Raw genomic sequence first — 21,279 nt, 5'->3', positions numbered from 1 at the left:
CAAGCAGGGCCCGCGGAACCGGCTCTGCCGGGCCGCCAGGCCCGCCCCCTCGAGGGGGCGCGCGTCGGCGCGTGGGGGGGTGGGTCAGATCTTCACCACTGGCCACATTCGGCGCTGATGGCGACTTGGCAGTCGGGGAAGATTTCGAGCTTGGTCACCTTGATGCGCACGCCCACCACGCCGGGCAGCTTCATCAGCCGGACGGAGAGCTTGCCCAGCAGGGCCTCGAGCAGGTCGGTGTGTTCCGCGGTGCACTCGTCGATGATGATGGTGCGCACGCGGCGGTAGTCCAGCACGTGGCCGATGTCGGCGTCGCGCGAGACGATGGTCTGGGCGCCGAGGTTGATCTCGGCGTCGACCAGGATGGGCTGCGGGCCCTCGCGTTCGAAGTCGAGCACGCCGAGGTTGGCGCCGAAGCGCAGCCCGTTGATGTGGATGACCTGGCGGTTGTTGCGGCGCAGCGCCGGCGGCGGTTGCGACTCGCGCAGCGGGCGCAGGAAGGCCTCGATCTGCTTGGCCGCGACGACGCCGTCGCCCAGCGCGGTCTGCACGCAGGGATGCTGGCGGCCGCTGGCGTCACCGGCGACGAACAGGCCCAGCACGCCGAAGCGCGGCTCGTCGCGGAAGGGCTGCGACGGCGCGGTGACGCCGGCGCGCTGCAGCGCGTCCGCGACCAGCAGCCAGGCGGAGGGCGCGGGCTCGTAGCCGAGCAGCACGGCGACGTGGTCGAAGCGCTCCTCGCCGTAGGCCTTGGACGTCACGGTCACGCCGTCCGCAGCGGCGGACACCGCGGTCGGCAGCGCCTGCGCGGGCCGGCGGCGCAGGCCGGTCGCCCCGTCGAGCTGCTGGATCAGGTGGCTCTGCGCGCGCCACTCGGAGCGCGACCACAGCGTGACCGCGTGACCGCGACCGGCGAGGTACAGCGCGTTCTCGATGGCGTTGTCGCCGCCGCCCAGCAGCAGCACCTTGCCGGGCGGCAGGCGGTCGCGCACGGCGGTCAGCTCGATGGCGTCGAGCACGCGATCGTGGCGGTCCCGTTCGGGATAGAGCGGCGACGGATGGCGCGGCGTCAGTCCGGTGGCGAGCAGCAGCGACCGCGCCCGCAGCGGGCGCAGGTTGCCGGTGGCGGCAGGTTCGGCGGTGTCTCCGGCCTGCGCCGCGAAGGCAGGACCGCCATCGAGGTAGAGCGTCCAACCCTGTTCGGCCTGCCAGTCGAGGGTGTTGAGCGTCTGGCCCAGCACGGTGTGCACGCCAGGTTGTGCGGTGGCGTGGCGGGCGTAGCGTTCGCCCAGTTCGGCGAGCGACTCGCCCGGGGCGCCGAGCAGCCAGTCCTGCTGGTAGTCGAGGGGCCGCAGGCTGTCGCACAGGCGGGGGGCGCGCTCGATCAGCGCGACGCTCAGTCCCAGCTGCGTCAGCCAGCTCGCGGCGCTGCAGCCGGCCGGACCGCCGCCGATGATGGCGGCGTCGACGAGCGCGGGCAGGCTGGCGGGCAGTCGGTCTGGCGGGGGCTGGGACATGGCGAGGCGGGGAAGGCGGGCGCCGCGACGGCCGATGGGCGCCGCAGCAAACCCGCGATTATCCCGGATGGGCGCCAGAACGACCCGTCTGGGGCCTTGGCGAACAGGATTCCGCCGTCAATCCTTCCCCGAGGTGTCGGGTGGCGTGCACCTTTGAAGCGAGGGACAGCCGCCCGGGAGCGCCCTCAGAAGCATTCGTCGAGCAGCAGGTGGAAGTCGAGCTTGCGTCGGTCCGGCTCGGCGATGCCATAGGCGTTGAACAGCGTGCGGCGCAGCGTCGGACCGAACTCGTCGAGGCAGTTCGCCAGGATCGCGAGGTCGCGGTAGCGATCCGCGACGCCTGCGCGGCCGAGGTCGATCACGCCGACGACGTCGCCGTGCTCGTTCATGAGGAGGTTGTCCAGCGAGAAGTCGCCGTGGCTCACCACCGGATCCTCCGCGAGCGGAAGCACCGCGCCGAGCGCCTCCCACACCTGCTGAGGCGACCACCCTTGGCGGGCGTCGTCGAAGTCGTCGGCATCGATGAGACCGGCAGCGAGGCGCTGCCGGGCGAGGTCGAGTTGCAGGCGATGGTTCGCGTTGAACGGGCAGGGATCGACGGGCAACTGGTGCAGGTCGCGAAGCCGACGACCGATGGACGTCACGATCGCCTCGGCGCGCGCCGGGTCGTCCTTGAGCCATTCGTAGGCCGTGCGACCGGGGACGGCGCGGGTCAGCAACCAGGCGGCGCCGTCCGACCATTCGAAGTGCTCGACGCGAGGCACCGGCCAGCGATCGGCGAACCACTGCAGGCGGGCGAACTCGTCGACGATGGCGATCGCCGCCCCGCCGTTTCCATGCTTGAGGTACAGCGCTGGCGCATCGGCTCGATGCAGTCGATGAACGTGCGCGCCGGCCTCGCCGACGAGGTTGCGGTGCCAGGCGCAGCCGGCCAGCCTGGCCGCGAGGCCTTGCGGCAACTCGGGCGCGGCGGCGGGGACTTTGCGGGGAGCGTCGGACTCGTTGTGGTCGGTCATGAAGCGCGATGAGGCGATGAAGACCGGGCGAGTATCGGCGGCAGACAACCTTCGCTCAGGTCGCATTGCCCGAAAGAGCAATGCCCGGCTCACCCGGCGGAAGGTAGCCGGACGAGGCGGCGGCACCGACAGTGCTTCCACGCCAATTGGAGCCTTCGATGTCAACGCCCTCCTGTCCTTCTTCTGCCGGCCACGCCTCGTTGAGCGTGTCATTCCGGCAGCTCCTGAGCCTGACTGTCCTCGCCGTCGGATTCCACGCCGCCCACGCCCTGGGCGCCACGATCCAGTCCGCCGGCAAGCTGACCTTCGTGGATGCGAACACCGTGGTGGTGGCCGACTGGCGGGGCGGGCAGTTGCACGCCATCACCTTGCCGGCGGCGTCTCCGGGAACGTCGGCGGCGTTCAACCTGAAGAACGTCTCGGGCGCCATCGCCCGCGCGCTGCACACGAGTGCCGAGAAGCTCCGCTTCGAGGACATGGCGATCCGGCCCGGCAGCGAACTCGCCTACCTTTCGCTGTCGGTGGAAGGGAAGACGAAGGAGGCCCGACCGACGCCGGCGCTCGTCTCGGTGACGACCGCCGGCAGGGTGGATGTCATCCCGCTGGACCGGGCGAGGCGGGAGTCCGTGGCCATCGGCAATGTCCCCGCCGCCGACAAGCATCTCTGGCGCGACACGCCCGCGGCGACCTACACCGTCACCGACATGACCTACCACGCCGGCAAGCTCTACGTCGCGGGCCTGTCGAACGCCAGCTTCGCCTCGACGCTGCGCGTGTTCGATTTCCCGTTCAAGGGCGATGCCGCAGTCAGCAGCATCGAGATGTACCACCCGGTCCACAACATGCGCGAGACGCGAGCGCCCATCCGCAAGATGGTCATCGCGACGCTGAACGGCGAGCCCACGCTGGTGGCCGCGTTCACCTGCTCGCCGCTCGTCACCATCCCGCTGAAGGACCTGAAGGACGGCGCCCACATCCCCGCCAAGACCATCGCCGAATTCGGCTGGGGCAGCGCGCCCGTGGGCATGGTCATGTTCGACGCGGGGCAGGGGCCGATGGTCCTGCTGACCCATTCGCACAAGTCCGCTGATCTGCTGTCCGTGACCGACATCGCCCAGGCCTCGACCCAGCCGGGACTGGCCGCGCCCATCAAGTGGCCGACCGAGCCGGTGCTGGGCGTGAAGTCCATCTATGTGCCGGTCCGCGTGGCGCATATCGACAACCAGGACGACACCTTCCTGGCCGCGTTGCGGCGGAACGAGGCGTCGGGTGCGATGGAACTGGTCTCGATGCGCAAGGGCCTGTTCCTGCGCCTGAGCGACTTCGTCAACGAGTACGACTTCGCCGACTTCCGCTATGCGGAGAAGGACGGTTGGCGCGACGTGCACGGCACGCTCCGCACGGACGAGGGCTACGCGGACCTGGCGCCCGCGAAGCAATGACGGCAGCGCGGCGCCTCCTGGCGATGCTCGCGGTGGCCTGCGCAGCCTGCATGGGAGATGCCCAGGCCGTGTCCGTCGACATTCACCCGACGGGGGACACGGTGCCGGAGAACCTGCTGCGGATCGAGCTCCGATTCCAGCAGCCGCAGCGCCTGCCGTTCGACATGACGCGCCTGACGCTGTCGGACGACCAGGGCGTGGTGCTGGAGAACGCGTTGCTCGACCTGGCCCTCCCCAATGCCGACGCACGACGCATCACGGTGTTGATGGATCCGGGTCGGGTGAAAAGCGGCGTCGGCCCCAACCTCGATGCGGGACGCGCGTTGCGGGTCGGTCAACGGGTCTCGCTGCGGGTTGCGGCCGAGGCCGGCGACGCCTCGGGAGCCGCCGCTGTCAAGACCTGGCGGGTGACGGGCGCGATGTCGAATCGCCTGTCGCCTGCGGACTGGCTGCTGACAAGACCCCGCGCGCACAGCCGTGATGCCCTGGTCATCGACTTCCGCGATGCGGTCAGTGCCTCGGGCGAGGGACTCATCGCCGTGACCGACGCGGCCGGGCGTCGACTCTCGGGCACCACGTCCCTGACGCGCGGCGACTCGGCGTGGCGGTTCACGCCAACGCGGCGATGGAAGACCGGGCGCCATCGCCTCGTCGTCTATCCGGAATTCGAAGACCCGGCCGGGAACAGGCCTTGTGCAGCGTTCGAGGAACAGGCGCAAAGTTCGACGCGCTGTGAAGCAACCCGCCGGGATTTCGACACCGTCACCCCCGGCCATCAGGATTGAAAAGGAGCAACGACATGGACCTGCAGTTGAATGGAAAGCTCGCGCTCGTGAGCGGCAGCACCGCCGGCATCGGCTACGCGATTGCGAGCACCCTGGCGCGGGAAGGCGCGCGGGTCATCGTCAATGGACGGACGCAGGCGGCCGTGGACGAGGCCGTCGAGCGCATCCGCTCGGAGACGGGCGCGGCGGCCGAGGGCTTCGCGGGTGACCTGAGCCTCGCCGAGCCGGCGCAAGAGTTGGTGCGCCGGTTTGCGGGCATCGAGATCCTCGTCAACAACCTCGGCATCTTCGAGCCCAAGCCCTTCGAAGACATTCCCGACGAGGACTGGCGCCGCTTCTTCGAGGTCAACGTCCTGAGCGGCGTCCGCCTGGCCCGGCTCGTGCTGCCGCAGATGAAGCGCGCCAACTGGGGCCGCATCATCTTCATCTCCAGCGAGAGCGCCATCCAGATCCCGCCGGAGATGGTCCATTACGGCGTGACGAAGACCGCCCAGATCGCCGTGGCCCGGGGGCTGGCGGAGTCGGTCGCGGGCACCGGCATCACGGTGAACAGCGTGCTGCCGGGACCGACGAAGTCGCGCGGCGTCGGCGACTTCGTCGAGAGCCTGGCCGCGGCGAACTCGAAGAGCTTCGAACAGGTCGAGGCCGAATTCTTCGAGCATGTGCGTCCCACCTCGCTCATCAAGCGCTTCGCGACGCCGCAGGAGACCGCGAACCTCGTCGCCTATGTGGCCAGCCCGCTGGCCTCGGCCACCACGGGGGCGGCGTTGCGGGTGGACGGCGGCGTCGTCAAGAGCGCGTTCTGAGCCGGACCTGTCCTTCGCCAGGGGCGTGGCTTCGTGCTACCGCCCCGGCGCCCGGCACTCGAAATACGCCATGTCCTCCCACTCGCCGTGGAGCTGGAAGCTGCGCGTCGAGCGGCCGAACTCGGTGAATCCGTTGTACTGCAGGACCCGGATCGAGCCGGCGTTCCCGGCGCGGGCCTTGGCCTCGACGCGGATGAGGCCCAGCTCGCCGAAGGCCTTTTCGAGCACGAGGCGCAACGCTTCCTTCGCATGGCCCTTGCCGTTCTCGCGCTCCGCGATGCGATAGCCGACTTCGCACGCGTGGTAGTGCCTGCGCTTGATCTGGCTCAGGTTGATGCGGCCGACCAGCGCGCCCGCGATGTTCCGGATCAGGAACTGATGGCCCGTGTCGGCCTCGGCCTCGCGGCGCGCGGTCGCGATGGCGGCCTCGATGCCGCCGTCGGCGTAGTACGACGCGGGCCTCGCGTTGATGCGGGCTTCAAAGAACGCGCGGTTGTCGAATTCGAAGCGCCGCAGATCGGCGAGGTCGCGCTCGGAGACGGGATGGAGACTCAGCATGGGCGCCGAGCATAGCGGCGCCGGGCATGGCGGCGCCGGCGCGCGGGCCGCTCCTCGATCAGCTCAGCGCGGCGCGCGCTTCAGGCGCTTCCACACCCGCCATCCCAGCAGCACCGCCAGGATCGTGCCGTACACGATGGGCTCGGCGAAGTTGTTCTTCCCCGCGCGCATCCAGATGAAGTGCATCAGCCCGACGATGGCGATCGCGTAGACGAGCTTGTGCAGCAGCTGCCAGCGCGCCGCGCCCAGCGCCTTGATCGCGCGGTTGAACGAGGTGGCCGCCAGCGGCACCAGCAGCAGCCAGGCGACGAAACCCATCAGGATGAACGGCCGCTTGGCGATGTCGCGCAGGATGTCGGTCAGGTCCAGGCCCTTGTCGAGCCAGCCGTAGGCCAACAGGTGCAGGCTGGCGTAGAAGAAGGTGAACAGCCCCAGCATCCGCCGGAAACGCGCCAGCGCCGGCTGGTTCGTCCAGGTGCGAACCGGCGTGACCGCCAGCGTGATCCACAGGAAGCGCAGCGTCCAGTCGCCCAGGCCGCGGATCAGCGTCTCCGCCGGATTCGCGCCGAGCAGGTCCGGCTGCGCGATCGCGCCGAAGAGGTACCAGCCCAACGGCAGCAGGCACAGCACGAAGAGCACGACCTTGGCCGCCGGATGCAGCAGCGGATGGCGCTTCGCGGACGGGCGCCGCGGCGTGGACGGGGCGGGCTGCGGCCGGGACGGCGCGGCGGGCGAGGCACTCATGGCGGGATCCCGGGCGTCAGTAGTTCTTCTTCAGGTCCATGCCGGCATACAGCTGCCCGACCTGCGCCTCGTAGCCGTTGAACATCAGCGTCGGGCGGCGCTTGGCGAAAAGACCGTCCTCGCCGATGCGGCGCTCGGAGGCCTGGCTCCAGCGCGGATGGTCGACCTGCGGGTTCACGTTGGAGAAGAAGCCGTACTCCTGCTGCGCCGCCTTGGTCCAGCTGCTCACCGGCTGCTTCTCGACGAAGCGGATCTTCACGATGGACTTGGCCGACTTGAAGCCGTACTTCCAGGGCACGACCAGCCGCAGCGGCGCGCCGTTCTGGTTGGGCAGCACCTCGCCGTACAGGCCGAAGGCCATCAGCGTCAGCGGGTGCATCGCCTCGTCCAGGCGCAGACCTTCGACATAGGGCCAGTCCAGCACGCCCGAGCGGACGCCCGGCATCTGCGCCTTGTCGGCCAGGGTCGTGAACTCGACGTACTTCGCCTTGGACGTCGGCTCCGCCTTCTTCAGCAGCTCCGCCAGCGAGTAGCCCACCCACGGCACGACCATCGACCAGCCCTCGACGCAGCGCAGGCGGTAGACGCGTTCCTCCATGGGCGCGACCTTCAGCAGGTCGTCGAGGCCGAAACGGCCCGGCTTGGCGCACTCGCCCTCGATGACCACGGACCAGGGCCGCGGCTTGAGCGTGTGGGCGTTCTCGGCGGGATCGGACTTGTCGGTGCCGAACTCGTAGAAGTTGTTGTACGAGGTGACGTCCTTGTAGGCCGTCAGCTTTTCCATCACCGTCGCGCCGGGCACGGTGCTCTTGGCGCCGGGCAGCTTGGCCAGCTTGCCGGGGCCGGCCGTCTGCGCGCCCGCCGTGCCGGACAGGCCGCCCAGGCCCAGGCCGGTCAGCCCCAGCGCGCCGGCCGACTTCAACCAGTCGCGGCGGCTGTCGTAGACCTCGCGGGCGGTGATCTCGGAGGACGGAATGCGCTGACCGTCGCGGGGCTTGTGGAAATGCATGGCGGACCTTCGGGGGAGGGAAGTCCGAACCTTACGACAGACGCGCCCTGTTGACATGAGGGTGCGCTTAAGGCCCCCGCATCCGGGGCGGGGCGGGGCGGGGCGGGTCGCCGGCTCATGCCGCGGCTCAGGCCCGCCTCAGGTCTGGCTCAGGCCCTCACCGGCATCGCATCGATCGTGATCAGGTCCCGCCCGCCGTGGGCGCTGTTGATCTTGCCGCCGAGGGTGACCTTGCCGCCGCCCAGGAAACGCTCGGCCATGCCCGTCGGCCCCGCCTCCTTGTCGTCGACCTTGTTCGGCGTGGCGCGGATCTCGCCGCCCGTCGACGACTGCTCCTTCACCCGCTGGTTGGTCTCGTTCACGAACAGGCGGAACGGCTGCCAGCTGCCTTCGTCGCTGACGTGCGCGGCGATCTGCTTCTGCAGCGACCGGACTTGCGCCGCCGCGTCGGGGTCCGGTAGCGTGCCCGGCGGCAGCGGGCGCTCGATCACCGCCAGCTGCTCCATGCACGCGTTGATCGCATCCGCCGCGTCCTGCGTCAGGCACTTGCGTTCGATGAACAGGCGGTTGTTGCCCGGCGGCAGGTTCGCCGTCTGCTGGAGGAAGCCCCGCAGCATCTCGTCGCCGCCGCGCAGCGCGCCGTCCGGTCCGCGCTCGCCCAGGCGGGCCGCCCATTCGGGCTGGCTGTTGACCAGCTTGAAGAAGGCGTCCTGCGTGGCGAACTCGCGGTGCTTGTAGGAGATGTTGGGCTTGACCTTGCCGTCCTCGGTGGTGATGCGCACGAAGCCGTTCTTGGCCTGCAGCACCATGTCGGTCTCGATGCCGACCTTGTGCCGCGTGAACAGGCCGACGTCGGGATGGTCGTGGTGCTTGAGGGTGGGATGCGAGATCCCCACCGTCGCGCCCATCCCCAGCGAGGTCCGCGAGCCGCTGCTGGCCTGCACCGCCTGGGTCGCGCCGCCGGTGTCGCGCGCCTTGCCGCGGTTGAGGAAGGTGTGCTTCAGCCCGACGTTGCCGGTCAGGGACGCGCTGCCCAGGCCGACCGATCCGCCCACCATGCCGTCGGCGCTGATCGAGCCGTTGATCTGGTGGTTCTGGCCGGCGTTCCAGCCGAAGGAGATGTCGCGGTAGTCGCCGACCCGGCCCACCATCTCGCGCCACATCTCGCCGCCGTTCTTCGGCCGTCGCGCCGCGGTCTGCTGCGAGATCTCGAAGACCGCGTTGACGACCATCTCGCTCATCTGCTTCCAGTTGTCCGACTGCGTGCCCTGCTTCACCGCATCCGGCAGCGACTCGTGCTCCTTGCCCTGCTTGTTGGTGCGGATCATCAGGCCCTCGCTGAACAGGTGGGAGCCGCCGAGACGGCCCATCACCTGCCCGGTCACGCCCACCGGGCCCAGCGCGGCGCCGGCGCGCACGCCGACGCCCAGCATCTCGGTCACCTTGGTCTCGTTGCCCAGGTAGATCACGCCGGTGTTGGAGGCCACGCCGGCGCGCAGCACCGCCGTGCGGGTGTGGTCGACGTTGAACTCGCCGACCGGCGTGATGCCCGTGCTCACGCCGCCGATGCCGTCCACCTGCGCCGCCAGGTAGCCGAACATCCCGCCGATGCCGTTCTTGCGGCCGTCGCTGTAGTCCGCCATGTCGCCGCCGGCGACGACGGAGATCATGACCTGGCGAAGGATGTCCTTGCGGTCTTCCTTGCTGGCGGCATCGAAGCGGGTCTGCAGGTCGTCGAGCTTGCTGTCCAGCTGGGCCTTGCCGCGCAGGATCTTCACGTCGTCGTTGAGCGCCGTCATCGCCGGCGAGGCGATCGCCGTCGACGAGTCGGCCAGCTTGCCGCCGCCGAACCACGCGTCCAAGGTGCTCGCCATCAGCGGCTTGCCCAGGTGCGCGCTGGCCTCGTTCGTCATCGTCGTGTCGTGCAGCGGCTGTTGCGGATGCGCTCCCGCCGTGGCCATCTGCTGGTTGAGCGCCTGGGCGCGCGCCTTCACGTCGTCCGCGGAGATCCGCGTGCCCTGCGTCAGGTCGATCTTCGGGTTGAAGACCGCCGGCACCTGCTCGGCCCAGAGTTCCATCGTGGCCAGGCGCATCAGGCTGCGGGTGCGGTCCTGCGGCGAGAGGGTGGCGAATTGCGCCGTGAGGTCATTGCGCAGCAAGGTGCGGCTGTCGTCCAGGGCCTTGGTCAGGCGCTTGGCATGTTCGCCGGGCACGGTGCCGAGGTTGGATCCCAGCGGGCCCGCCTGCATCAGCGTCTTGAGCGGCGTCTTGTCCTTGCCCACCTTGCGCCGGATCGTGCCGACCGGGTCCTTGATCTTTTCCAGCGCCGTCGGACCGGCCACCGAGGTCTTGCAGGCCAGGTCGATGTAGGTGTTGAACTTGTGCAGCCGCTTGGCCATCAGGTGGAAATCGCTGCCCTGGCCGCTTTCGGTGAAGCCGTTGCGCAGCGCGACGTAGGCGGGCTTCATGGCGGGGACGTTGTCGGCGGTGCCGGACGCCCGGTTCATGTTGGCGAGCGCGAATTCCAGCGCCTGCGCCGGCAGGGTGGCGCGATGCTCGGCCTGGCGGCGGGCCATCCCGTCGCGCCGTGCGTTGCCGGTGCCGAGCCAGCTGGCATTGAGCATCTGCGCCTGCCCGGCCTGCGGGGTGTGGGTCGCGGCCTGGATGTCCGCCGTCGACTGCGTGCCGCCCACACCCAGCAGCTTCACCAGCGCATCCTCGGCCCGCAGGCTGAGCTTGTAGTGCTCGACCGCGTGCTCCGCATGGGGCCGGTCCGCGTGGCCGGCGGCGGGCAGGCTGAGGCCCTGCATCGCGAGCAGCGCCTCCATGCCGCCCGAGGTCGCCGCCAGCGCGCGGCGCGCCGTGTTGGCCATGCGCTGGATCCCGGGATCGGTGCTGGGCGCGGTGGCGCCGGCTTCGGCCAGCGGCGAGGGCGTGCCGGCCGCGCGCGCGTTCACGTTGGCAAGCGGCGGCGGGGGCGAGTTCCAGATGTGGTTGTAGACGGCCGCGGCCTGCGCCGGGTCCTGCGTCACCGAGCGCAGCACCGACGCGATGAGCAGCGCCTCGTCGTGGCGCAGCGGGTGGCCGTCGGGCCGGCTCGCGGCGTTGGCGCGCGGATGCCCCAGCAGCCCCTGCGCCAGCCGGGTCGCGGCGGGGGTGGCCTCGGTGGCCTGCGCGGCGGTGGGCGCGCCGGCGGTGCCCGCCGCGTGCGCGGTGAACTTCCGGCTCACCTCCGTCGTGAACGCCACCGCGTTGCTGAACGCGTCCGGCATGCGCGCGGCCTGTTTCGTCGAGACGTCGCCGCCGCTGAGCAGGTTGGCCGCGGCGGCGGTGGCGGTCTTCACCTTCTTGTCGACGGCCTTCAACTGACCCGGGCTGGTCGCCGTGGTGACCGCGTTCGCGGGCGGCGGGCTGTCGCGGAAACGTGTCGGCGCGGCCCCGTGGGTGGAGCCGCTGAAGTTGAGGGTGGAGAAGTCGAGCTTCGCGGGCCCGGTGCGGTTCTTCAGGGCCTCGAACGCCCGCCCCACGCCGTCGGTGCCCTGCTTCACGGCGCTGCGATCGTCCGCCGGCGGCGTGGCCGGCGCGGGGCGCATGGTCTCGCACAGGTGTGTCACCGCCTGGTCGAGCGCGAGCTTCGAGGTCTCGGCGGCGGCGTGGAGGCCGTCGCGGACCGCGACGGCTTGCGCCGCGGCGGCATCCGCCGGCCCGGCCACCTGGGTGCGGTGCGCGGTCTGGGCGGCGACCGCGTCGTTCCGCGCGTTGTGGGCGGTCTGCGCGGCCGTGGTCGCGGTCTGCAGCGCGGTGTCGGCGGCGGCCAAGGTGTGGCGCGCCGTGTCCAGCTGACCCTCGAGACGCGTCACTGGCTCCTGGGCGGTCCGGAGGGTCTCGCGCGCAACGCGCAGGCGGCTGTTGAGCTCGCGGACATTGACCTGCGGCGCCGACGACGGCCCGGGTTGGCCTGCCCGGCTCAGGCTGCCCTCGAGGCTCTGGACGAGTTGCGTGGCCTCTCGCACCGCCCGGCGCAAAGGCCCGTGTTGATCGAGCTGGTGCTCGAGTCCGGCGACCGTGGCCTGGGCCGTCGTCTGTTCGTTGCGCCGCGTGGTGAGCGTCTCATCGGACTGATGCGCTCGCTCCGTCGTCGTGGCCACTTGCGCGGTCAGCGTGGCCAGGGTGCGATGCGCGTCGGTGGCGGTCGCCGCGGCCGTTGCGGCCGTGGTCGCGGCGTCCCGATGCGCCGTCATCGGCCCCAGATGCGCGTTCAGCGCGGCGCTGGCCTGTTGTTGCGCCGCGTCCAGCGCCGTGACCGCCTGGTCCGCGGCGGTCCTGACGCGCTGCGCAGCGCCGTGTGCCGCCGTCGCGTCGGCGAGCGGACCCCGTGCGGCCTCCCGTCCGTTGCGATGGGTGTCGAGGGCCGCCGCGTTGTCGTTCACCGCGGTCTGGGCACGGTCCACGGCCTGCTGCAGCGGCTGCAAGGTGGTGTCGGCCCGGGTGAGGTCGGCTTGCGCCCGCTGCACGTTGGCCTGCAGTTGGGCGGCAGTGGGCGGCGGCGGATTCGCCGGGGCACCGGGTGCGGCGGGCGCGGCCGGCGCGGGCGGATTCGCGGCAGCCTGCTGCGCCCTCGTCAGCGCGGTCTCGGCGCGGGCTCGGGCCTGGACCGCCGCCGTGTAGGCGGGGTCGTTGCGTGCGGCGTCGCGCGTGGCCACCAGAGCGGCCGTGGCGCCGTCAGCTGCTTGGAACTGCTGGTCGTGGTGATCGAAGTCCGTTTGTCGCTGAGCCCGCAAGGCATTGGCGGTGCCTTCGGCGGTGGCCGCATCCGTCGCGATCTGGCGTCGGGCCGTCAATTGCGTCGTGGCCTCCGCGTCGGCGCCGGTGTGCCGCTGCTGCAGATCCTGGATCGAGCTGTCGCGGGCGCTCGCTACCGCATGCGCCTGCGACTGGCGATCGGCGCGCACCGGCACTTCCGCGTGAGCGTCCCGGGCGAGGTTCATGGACTGGTCGACCGCCGGACTGCGCTGCGGGGTTGTCTGGGGTTGCAGCGGCGCGGCCTGGCCGCCGGCCGTGCGCGTCGGCGGCGCGGCGCGCTGCCGCGCCTGCGGCGTCGCGTGGTTGTGGCGCGGGACGAGGTTGCGCAGCGCGAAGGACTGCGGCGCCTGCTGAGGCGTCTGCGGCGCGCCGGTGGTTCTGGTGGTTGCTGTGGCGCCCGTTCCCGTGGCGGGCGCCGTGGACGTGGACGGCGAGGATCGCCCGCCGAAGTGCGTGCGGAAGAAGTTGCTCATCGGGGGGCCTCCCCAGCGTCGCTGGCTTCCTCCGACTGTCAGCCCCCGTGCGGCGGCGCCGTCTGCCTCTCCCGAAGCGACGGTCGACGACGCGAAGGCGATCCGTTCGCGCAGGCGCCTTGCCACGGCCATGACACAGGAAGACAAAGGGCGGCGCCGGGCTCCCGCCCGACGCCGCCCTGGGGAAGGCTCCGCCGCGCCTTACAGCGTCCCGTAGGAGTGCAGACCCGACAGGAACATGTTGACCCCCAGGAAGGCGAAGGTCGTGACCAGCAGCCCGATCAGCGCCCACCACGCGCCGACCACGCCGCGCAGGCCCTTGATCAGGCGCATGTGCAGCCAGGCCGCGTAGTTCAGCCAGACGATCAGCGCCCAGGTTTCCTTCGGGTCCCAGCTCCAGTAGCCGCCCCAGGCTTCCGCCGCCCAGAACGCGCCCAGGATGGTCGCGATTGTGAAGAACGCGAATCCCAGCGCGATCGACTTGTAGGTCAGGTCGTCCAGCACCGTCAGCGCCGGCAGGCGCGCCGTCAGCGGACCGCGCAGGGCGACGCTGGCCGCGAGGAACACCGCCACGCCGGCCATCTTGCCGGCCCAGCCGTTCAGGCCGCTGGCGATCTCCGGCGAGACGTTCGCGCCGAAGCGGAAGCCCACCAGCACCAGCACCAGCCCCACCGGCACGCCGATCAGGCCGATCACCAGCGCGCGCGGCGTCTCCGTCTTCAGCAGCGTGGCCAGGGCCACCATCGCAGCCATCGCGAAGCTGCCGTAACCGATGAAGTTCGCCGGCACGTGGATCTTCATCCACCAGCTCTGCAGCGCCGGCACCAGCGGCTGGATCTCATGCGCCTCGCGGGCCATCGTGTACCAGAGCAGGAAACCGACCGCCGCACTCACCACCAGCATCACGTAAGCGCCCAGCGCCCGTGTCGCGAAACGCTGCTCGTAGTACAGGTACATCAGCGTCGTCAGCCAGGTGAAGAGGACGAAGACCTCGTACAGGTTGCTGACGGGGATGTGGCCGATGTCCGGCGCGATCTGGTGGCTCTCGAACCAGCGCACCATCGTGCCGATCAGCGCCATGCCCACGGCGCCCCAGGCCAGCCGCGTGCCGATGGCCTCGGCGGCGCTGACGCCTTCCTTCTTCAGGAAACCCAGCCAGTAGAACAGCGTGCTCATCCACACCAGCACGCTCATCCACAGGATCGCGCTCTGGCTGGAGAACAGGTACTTCAGGAAGAAGACCTTCTCGCCCGCCGCCAGGTCGGCGCCGAAGCTGTCGGTCTGGCGCAGGTAGAGCTGGATCGCGAAGAGGCTGGCCGCGCCCACGACCAGGCACAGCAGCCGCAGCGGCCGCCAGAACCAGCCCAGCGCGATCAGCGCCGGCGTGGCGCCGGCCAGGATGCCCTTCTCGTAGACGTCCATCGACGCGCTGTAGCGGCTGAACGCGAAGCCGGCGCCGATCAGCACCAGCGCCGCGAAGATCCAGTCGAAGGGGCTGCGGGCCTGGAAGTAGCCGCGCTTGCCGATCACCAGCGAGCGCGTCGGGGTCGCCTCGGAGGAGCCCGGCAGTTGCGACGGCAGTTGCGAAGGCAACTGCGACGGCAGGTGGGACGGATCCGCGGTGGTGGTGTTCATCTCAGGCCTCCTCATGCAGCAGATGCCGCTTGAGCGATTCGAATTCGACGGGCAGGTCGGGGGTGTCGCGGTTGCTGGACAGCGCCATGCGGACGCGGGTCTGTTCGGAGCGGCCCGGCGCGGCTTCCAGCCACAGCCACAGGCGGCGTTCCTTGATGTAGAGCATCGCAAACACGCCGACGATCAGCAACACCGCTCCGAGGTAGACCAGGGTCTGGCCCGGCGCGCGCGTCACCTGGAACACGCTGGCCTGCACCTGCTGGAAGTCGTCCAGCTGCATCACCACCGGCGACGGATAGAACATCGCGTCCGACAGCGACATCACCGACTGCGTCATGAAGGTCTGCGTGGCCTCGCCCGGCACGGGCTGCGGACGGCCGAGCTGTTCCTCGGCCTGCTTGTGCAGCTCGAACAGGCTGCCGTTGAGGATGCGCAGCAGCACCTCGGACACGCGGGCGCGCTCGGCCTCGGGCACTTCGCGCTCGACGAACTGCGACAGCGCCGGCAGGCCGCCCACCGCCGCGCCCTGCGCGGGCGCGTCGGCCTTCAGCCCCTCGGCGCCCGCGAACAGCGTCAGCGTGCGCAGCGCGGTCGCCTCCAGCTGCGCCTGCATCGCCGGCTTGTCCGGCGGGCTGGCGCCCAGCGCATAACGCCGGGCCGCCAGCAGCCGCTGCGCCGGATCGGCCAGCGCGCGTCGCAGCGCCAGCCAGCCGTCCATGCTGTCCTTGGCGTCCACCGGCACGCGCAGGTAGCGGAAGCTGTCCGACAGGGTGTCGCGCACGCCGAGCAGGTAGACCCGGTGGCCGTCGAGCTCCAGCGGCAGCATGTAGTTGTTGTACTCGCGCGCCTGGCCGGAGGCGTCGCGCAGCTTGTAGCTGAACGACGGACCGACGTTGCGCAGCGTCTTCTTGCCCTCGAGGTTCGCGCCCGAACCCAGGTGCTGTTCCAGCCGGCCGACCAGGTCCACTTTGCGCACGTCCGTGCCGTTCTTGTCCTTGCCGTCGTCGGCGAAGTTCTCGACGTTGATGACGCGCAGGCCGGTGAATTCGAGGCCGAACTTCTCGCCGTCCGCCGTCAGCGTCGTGGTGCCGTTGACCTTGCCTTCCAGTGGCGTGTCGTGCGCCGCCTGCAGCGCGCGCAGCTTCAGCTTCATCGACGAACCGCCGTCCTCGAAGCTGCTCTGGTACAGCGTGACGCCGCGGTAGGTCACCGGTTCGTTGACCTTGACCGTGGCCTTCGTCGACGAGCCGTCACGGCGGTCGTGCAGGACGATGTCGCTGGCGAACAGCTTGGGCATGCCGGTCGCGTAGTACTCGACGATGAACTTCTTCAGCTCGACGTCGAAGGGCAGGTCCTGCACCACCACGCCGCTGGGCATGGAGATCAGCGCGTTCGACGAGCGGCTGCCCTCGGGCACGTACAGGTTGCCGCGGAAGCTCGGGTTGCCGGGCGCCAGGCGGTTGACATGCGTGACCTGGGTGAGGTCGTCGCCCTGGTAGATCTGCTTGCCCTGCGCCCACATCATGACGCGCACGACCAGGTCGCCGTCGAACAGCCCGCCCAGGCAGATCAGCACGATGGCCGAATGCGCCGCCAGGTAGCCGATCTTGTGCGCCGAGCCCTTGCGCGCGCCGATCATGACGCCGCCGTTGCGCACCTGGGCGCGGGCCTTCCAGCCTTCGGCGCCCAGCCAGGCATTGACCTGGCCCAGCGCGGCTTCCGGATTCATGTGCAGGTAGCCCAGCGCCTTGTGCCTGAAGGCCTGGATCGACTGCTCGCGCATCGTTTCCTTGTAGGTCTTCAGGTCGCGCAGGATCTTGGGCGTGTGGCGCGCGATGCACAGGCTGGTCGACACGACCAGGAAAGCCAGCATCAGCAGGAACCACCAGGCGCTGTAGACGGTGTAGAGGTCGAACTTGCCGAACAGCTCCGACCAGAACGGTCCGAACTGGTTGACGTAGTTGGGCATCGGCTGGCGCTGCTGCACGACGGTGCCGATCACGGAGGCGATGCACAGCACCGTCAGCAGCGCGATGGCGAAGCGCATCGACGCGACCAGCTCCATGGCGTCGTCGAGCGCGACGCGCGCGACCGCCTTGGCGGTCGGGGCGGGGGGCCGGGGAGGACTGTCGGGGGACATCTCGGGGGACGACTGGGGCGACGACGGGGGAGACGGCTGGATAGACGACTGGGTCATGGCCGGCATTCTCGTTGCCCCGGGTGACGAATCGGGCGAGAGCCGGCAAAAGCGAAGGCCGGTGATCGGATCACCGGCCTCGTTCGTCGGGACCTTCCCCGAAAGGTGCGTCCCGCCGGGGATCGCTCAGCGCAGGCCGGCGATGTAGTCCGAGACCGCCTTGATCTCGCGGTCGCTCATCTTGGCGGCGATCGCCAGCATCTGCGGGCTGTTCGGCCGCCCGCCGGCGCGGAACGCGGTCAGTTGGGCCTCCGTGTAGTCGCTGTGCTGGCCGCCCAGGCGCGGGTACTGCGCCGGGATGCCGGCGCCGTTCGGGCTGTGACAGCCGGCGCAGGCGGGCACCTGCTTGTCCGCGATGCCGCCCCGGTAGATCTTCTCGCCCAGGGTGATCAGCTCCTTGTTCTTCGCGAAGCCGGGCTTGGCGCCCTTGCTGGCGTAGAACGCGGCGACATTGCGGATGTCGTCGTCCGTCAGCGGCGCGGCCATGCCCGACATCACCGCGCTCTTGCGCTTGCCCGACTTGAACTCGTGCAATTGCTTGGCGAGGTAGTCGGCGTGCTGGCCGGCGATGATGGGGTTGGCGGGACTGCCGCGGCTGCCGTCCGCCGTATGGCAGGCGGCGCAGACTTGCGAACTGATGGCCTGGCCCTTGGTCAGATCGGGCTTGGCCGCCGCAGCGGGTTCATTGGCGTTGGCGGCGCCGGACATCAAAACCAGGCTCGACAACAAGAAAGCGGCAGTCTTCATGAATGTTGAGGGTTGGGTGAGCGCAACCGCGGGATCTTACAATGCACCTCTTTAGAGCCCGCGCAGCCCGATGACCGATTCCAACAAGAAACCCGCCCCTGCGGCCCCAGGGAAACCCGCAGGCCGTGGCGCGGGACGCGCTGGAGCGTCAAAGAAGAAGCAGGGACCCGGGAAAACGGGTATGCGCGCGGCCGCCAAGGCCCGCACCAAGGCGGCGGAAAAAGCCAAGGCGCAAGGCCTGCCCCCGCCGCCCAAACGCGTCAGCACGCAACCCCTGACCCCGGGCAGGCGCGCGCTGGCCTGGACGCACACCGCGCGCTTCCTCACCACGGCCAGCCAGCTCAAGCACCTGCCGGTCAACGGCGTGCTGCCGGCGGACGCGCAGGCGCGTGACGAGGCGGCGCTCGAGGCCCAGGAAGAGTTCGATGAGTTCGACGGGGTCGACGACGAATCGCTGGATGACGCCGACGTTGGCGCGCCCGAAGCCGACGCGGGGTCCGACGCCGGATCCGAGGCGGCGGTCGACGGCGAGGCCCTCGCGCAAGACCTGCCCCCGCGCCAGTTGCCCGAGATCGCCTTCGTCGGTCGCTCCAACGCCGGCAAGTCCACCGCGGTCAACACGCTGGCCCAGCAGAAGCGCCTGGCCTTCGCGTCGAAGACGCCGGGCCGCACGCAGCACATCAACCTGTTCGCGGTGGGCCCGCGCGACGCGCCCGACGCGCTGTTCGCCGACCTGCCCGGCTACGGCTACGCGGCCGTCGCGCGCGACGCCAAGCTGCGGTGGCAGCGCGTCATGGCCGACTACCTCGGCCAGCGCGAATCGCTGTCGGGCGTCGTGCTGATGGTCGACTCGCGGCTGGGCCTGACCGACCTCGACAAGCAACTGCTCGAGTTCGTCTCCGACCGCGTCACCGCGGGCGAGGTCAGCCTGCTGGTCGTGCTGACCAAGGCGGACAAGCTCAATCGCAAGGAAGGCGCCGCCATCCTGGCGCAGGTCCAGAAGGACCTGGGCGTGCTGGCGACGGACGAGTCCGACATCGCCGTCACGCTGTTCTCGGCGCTGAGCAAGCAGGGCCTGGAAGACGTGGCCGAGGTGATCTACGATTGGGCGCACGCCGCGCCGGGCGCTGCAGTCAGCGAAGACGAGGACGACGCCGAGGAAGACAACCCGGAAGGCGACTCGACGCCTGCTTAAGGCCGGCCGATGAACACGTAGAAGGCGGTGCCGCCGCGCGGCGCGTAGCCGATGCCCACGTACAGCGGCCCCAGTCCCGTGTCCGAGCCCAGGAAGATGCTGCTCGCGTAGCGCATGTCCTTGATGCTGATGTCGCGGCGCGACAGCCAGGTGTTGCCGGCCTCCAGCGTGCCGCCGATGAAGAACCCGCGCGACAGGAAGGGCTGGTCGTTCAGCCGCCGGTAGTAGGTCGCCCGCGTGAACAGCAGCGAGTTGCCGCTGAGCTGGTTCGGGTTGTAGCCCGACAGCTGGTGGAAGCCCCCCAGCGTGTAGCCGCCCAGCCCCGTGTCGTCCGGCTGCTGCGACGCCACGGCCCGCGCGTACAGGCTGAGCGTGTGCCCGCCGAAGCTGCGCACCACGTTCCCGTCCGTGTTCAGCCGCAGGAAGCGGCCGCTGCTGAGGTTGCGGTTGTCCTGGCGGCCGCCTTGCGCCTCGACGGTGAAGCGGTAGCCGTGCTGCGGGAAGTTCGCGTAGTCCAGTTGGTCCACGACGGTCCGCAAGCGGAAGCCACGCTCATAGCTGGTCCAGCGCAGCTTGCCCATCGCGGGCGTCGCGACGGTGATCAGGTCGGGCTTGGCATGCCGGATCTGGCTGATCACGCCGAGCCGCACCTCGCCCCAGCGCCCCCAGGGCTGGCCGACGTCCAGCCCCACGGAGGCGTCGCGCCGGACCAGCCGGGCCTGGCCGAGGCTGGCGTTGTCGGGGTCGTTGTCGTCATAGACGATCTGCTTGCGCTGGTTGGCCTCGGCCCAGGCGCTGAGGAACCAGTCGTCGGCCACGCCCAGCTTCAGGCCCAGCGGGTGGTACAGCTCGGTGTAGAGCCGCGGCGTCTCGCCGATCGTGATCTGGTTGCGCCACTCGGTGCCCTTGTCGGTCAACCAGTGGCGGTTGTGGCTCAGGCGCAGGTTGAAGAAGCTGTCGCCGCCGGAATCGGTCGACAGGTCCATCCCGACGCGGAAGTAGTTCGGCCCCCAGGGCTTGTCTTCCATGTTGAAGACCAGGGTCTCGCCCTCGGCGCGCTGCTCGACGTGGTAATCCACGCGGTTGTAGTCGCCACTGGAGGAGAGGAAGCGCATGTCGCGCTCGGCCGTCTCGTTGTTGAAGGGCTGGCCCGGCTTCGATTCGAGCTGGCTGCGGAAGCGCTCCGGATTGGTGTTGTCCGAGCCCTCCATCTTGACCGCGGCGATGAACACGCCCGGCGGCTTGGCGCCGATGCGCGCGATCTCCCAGTCCTTGTAGGTCCGCTCGTCGACGGCGTAGGGGCGCAGCTGCGGCAGCAGCGCCTCGGCAGCGTCCTCGCCGGCGCGGATGAGCTCCCGCACCTTGTCGAAGTCGCCCGAGGTCAGCGTGCCCAGCCTGGGCGTGATCAGCAGGTCTTCGCCGGCGGACATGCTGGCGATGGAGCGCTGCACGTTCTGCTCGGTGAGGATGTTGATCATCTGCGCGGTCAGCCCGAGCAGCGAGTTCAGCGTCTCGCGCCCCCCCACCGGCGTGCCGACGTTCACCGCGATCAGCCGGGTCGCGCCCATCTCGCGGGCGACATCGACCGGCAGGTTGTTGACCAGCCCGCCGTCGCCGAGGATGCGGTCCTCCCACTCCACCGGTGCGAACACGCCGGGCACGCTCATGCTGGACCGCAGCGCCAGCGCCAGATCACCCTCGGCCAGGATGCGTTCGCGGCCGTTCTCCATGTCCGTGGCGACGGCGCGGAAGGGCGTCGGCAGCTGGTCGAACCGGGTGACGTTGCGCACCGGCAGGGTCAGCCGGCGCAGCAGCGCCTCCAGGCCCCGGCTGGAAAGCGTGCCGGTGGGCACGCGGACCTCGCCGTCGCGCAGGCCGAACTCGATCGTCGCGGAGAACTCGAAGTCCTCCTCCTTGCGGCGCTGCGAGAGGTCCTGGCGGTCGACGCGGCTCGCGAACAGCCGGTCCCAGGCGATCCGCGACAGCTCGCGGTCCAGGTCCTCGGCGGTCATGCCGCTGGCGTAGAGGCCGCCGATGATCGCGCCCATCGAGGTGCCGGTGACGATGTCGACCGGGATGCGCTCGCGTTCGAGCACCTTCAGCACGCCAACGTGCGCCAGGCCGCGCGCGCCGCCGCCTGAGAGCACCAAGCCGAGCTTGGGTCGTCGGGCCTGGTCGGCCGCGGGGGTCGCCACCGGACCGGGCGGGGGATTGGGCGGGACCGTCTGGGCGAGGAGGGCGGCGGGCGCGGCAAGCGCCATCAGCGCCGTCAGCGCCATGAGCAGTGCCGGCAGCGACGTCGACGCGAGGGTCCGCGGCACGCGGCACAGGGCGCTCGGGCGTGCAGGACGG

General features: G+C 70.2%; 14 protein-coding genes and 1 pseudogene. 4 read left to right on the top strand and 11 right to left on the bottom strand.

Annotated features, from left to right (window positions below; all coding sequences use genetic code 11):
* Window positions 1-92 precede the first annotated feature (92 nt).
* The 3 genes and pseudogenes from AC07O8_RS14895 to AC07O8_RS14885 form a co-directional block, all read right to left on the bottom strand.
* Window positions 93-461 carry a dihydroneopterin aldolase gene (locus AC07O8_RS14895; protein ID WP_495049100.1) on the bottom strand — a complete coding sequence of 123 codons (369 nt, stop codon included), beginning with the start codon at window positions 459-461 and terminating at the stop codon, window positions 93-95.
* A gap of 84 nt (window positions 462-545) precedes the next feature.
* Window positions 546-1,517, bottom strand: a pseudogene (locus AC07O8_RS14890) (FAD-dependent oxidoreductase); the annotation flags it as partial.
* Window positions 1,518-1,702: 185 nt separating this feature from the next.
* The gene (locus tag AC07O8_RS14885; protein WP_495048765.1) at window positions 1,703-2,533 is read right to left on the bottom strand and encodes an APH(3') family aminoglycoside O-phosphotransferase; all 831 of its coding nucleotides are present in this window, start codon (window positions 2,531-2,533) and stop codon (window positions 1,703-1,705) included.
* A gap of 158 nt (window positions 2,534-2,691) precedes the next feature.
* On the opposite strand from AC07O8_RS14885, the gene AC07O8_RS14880 reads away from it, so the two are divergent.
* The 3 genes from AC07O8_RS14880 to AC07O8_RS14870 are packed head-to-tail and all read left to right on the top strand — an operon-like array spanning window position 2,692 to window position 5,566.
* The gene (locus AC07O8_RS14880; RefSeq protein ID WP_495048764.1) at window positions 2,692-3,975 is read left to right on the top strand and encodes a hypothetical protein; all 1,284 of its coding nucleotides are present in this window, start codon (window positions 2,692-2,694) and stop codon (window positions 3,973-3,975) included.
* Between the two features lie 23 nt (window positions 3,976-3,998).
* Window positions 3,999-4,760: a hypothetical protein gene (locus AC07O8_RS14875; protein WP_495048763.1), complete on the top strand. Its 762-nt coding sequence runs from the start codon at window positions 3,999-4,001 to the stop codon at window positions 4,758-4,760.
* Between the two features lie 14 nt (window positions 4,761-4,774).
* Entirely contained in the window at window positions 4,775-5,566 is a 792-nt protein-coding gene (locus AC07O8_RS14870) for an SDR family NAD(P)-dependent oxidoreductase (protein ID WP_495048762.1), read from the top strand.
* A 36-nt stretch (window positions 5,567-5,602) separates the two neighbouring features.
* Here the strand turns inward: AC07O8_RS14870 and AC07O8_RS14865 are convergent, their stop codons facing one another.
* From AC07O8_RS14865 to AC07O8_RS14835, 7 genes are all read right to left on the bottom strand, one after another.
* Window positions 5,603-6,124, bottom strand: coding sequence for a GNAT family N-acetyltransferase (locus AC07O8_RS14865; RefSeq protein ID WP_495048761.1), 522 nt, complete (start codon window positions 6,122-6,124; stop codon window positions 5,603-5,605).
* Between the two features lie 63 nt (window positions 6,125-6,187).
* Window positions 6,188-6,868, bottom strand: coding sequence for a protein-methionine-sulfoxide reductase heme-binding subunit MsrQ (gene msrQ, locus AC07O8_RS14860; protein WP_495048760.1), 681 nt, complete (start codon window positions 6,866-6,868; stop codon window positions 6,188-6,190).
* A gap of 16 nt (window positions 6,869-6,884) precedes the next feature.
* Window positions 6,885-7,877, bottom strand: a complete 993-nt coding sequence (gene msrP, locus AC07O8_RS14855; protein WP_495048759.1) for a protein-methionine-sulfoxide reductase catalytic subunit MsrP — start codon at window positions 7,875-7,877, stop codon at window positions 6,885-6,887.
* Window positions 7,878-8,026: 149 nt separating this feature from the next.
* Window positions 8,027-13,153 (bottom strand): hypothetical protein, encoded by a 5,127-nt coding sequence (locus tag AC07O8_RS14850; protein ID WP_495048758.1) that lies wholly within the window; start codon window positions 13,151-13,153, stop codon window positions 8,027-8,029.
* Between the two features lie 201 nt (window positions 13,154-13,354).
* A complete protein-coding gene (gene ccsB / locus AC07O8_RS14845; RefSeq protein ID WP_495048757.1) occupies window positions 13,355-14,788 on the bottom strand; it encodes a c-type cytochrome biogenesis protein CcsB in 1,434 nt (477 codons plus the stop codon).
* Between the two features lies 1 nt (window position 14,789).
* Window positions 14,790-16,928, bottom strand: coding sequence for a cytochrome c biogenesis protein ResB (locus AC07O8_RS14840; RefSeq protein ID WP_495049099.1), 2,139 nt, complete (start codon window positions 16,926-16,928; stop codon window positions 14,790-14,792).
* Window positions 16,929-17,111: 183 nt separating this feature from the next.
* Entirely contained in the window at window positions 17,112-17,693 is a 582-nt protein-coding gene (locus AC07O8_RS14835; protein WP_495048756.1) for a c-type cytochrome, read from the bottom strand.
* 586 nt (window positions 17,694-18,279) lie between these two features.
* Between AC07O8_RS14835 and yihA the strand changes: the two genes are divergently transcribed.
* Window positions 18,280-18,927: a ribosome biogenesis GTP-binding protein YihA/YsxC gene (gene yihA / locus AC07O8_RS14830; RefSeq protein WP_495049098.1), complete on the top strand. Its 648-nt coding sequence runs from the start codon at window positions 18,280-18,282 to the stop codon at window positions 18,925-18,927.
* Here the strand turns inward: yihA and AC07O8_RS14825 are convergent.
* Window positions 18,924-21,248, bottom strand: a complete 2,325-nt coding sequence (locus AC07O8_RS14825; RefSeq protein ID WP_495048755.1) for a patatin-like phospholipase family protein — start codon at window positions 21,246-21,248, stop codon at window positions 18,924-18,926. The two genes, yihA and AC07O8_RS14825, sit on opposite strands and share 4 nt — an antisense overlap.
* Window positions 21,249-21,279: the final 31 nt, after the last annotated feature.

It is taken from the genome of Roseateles sp. GW821-FHT09G09, assembly GCF_059415965.1.
The sequence above is the reverse complement of the archived record's forward strand: the minus strand, read 5'-3'. Positions and strand labels throughout refer to the sequence as shown.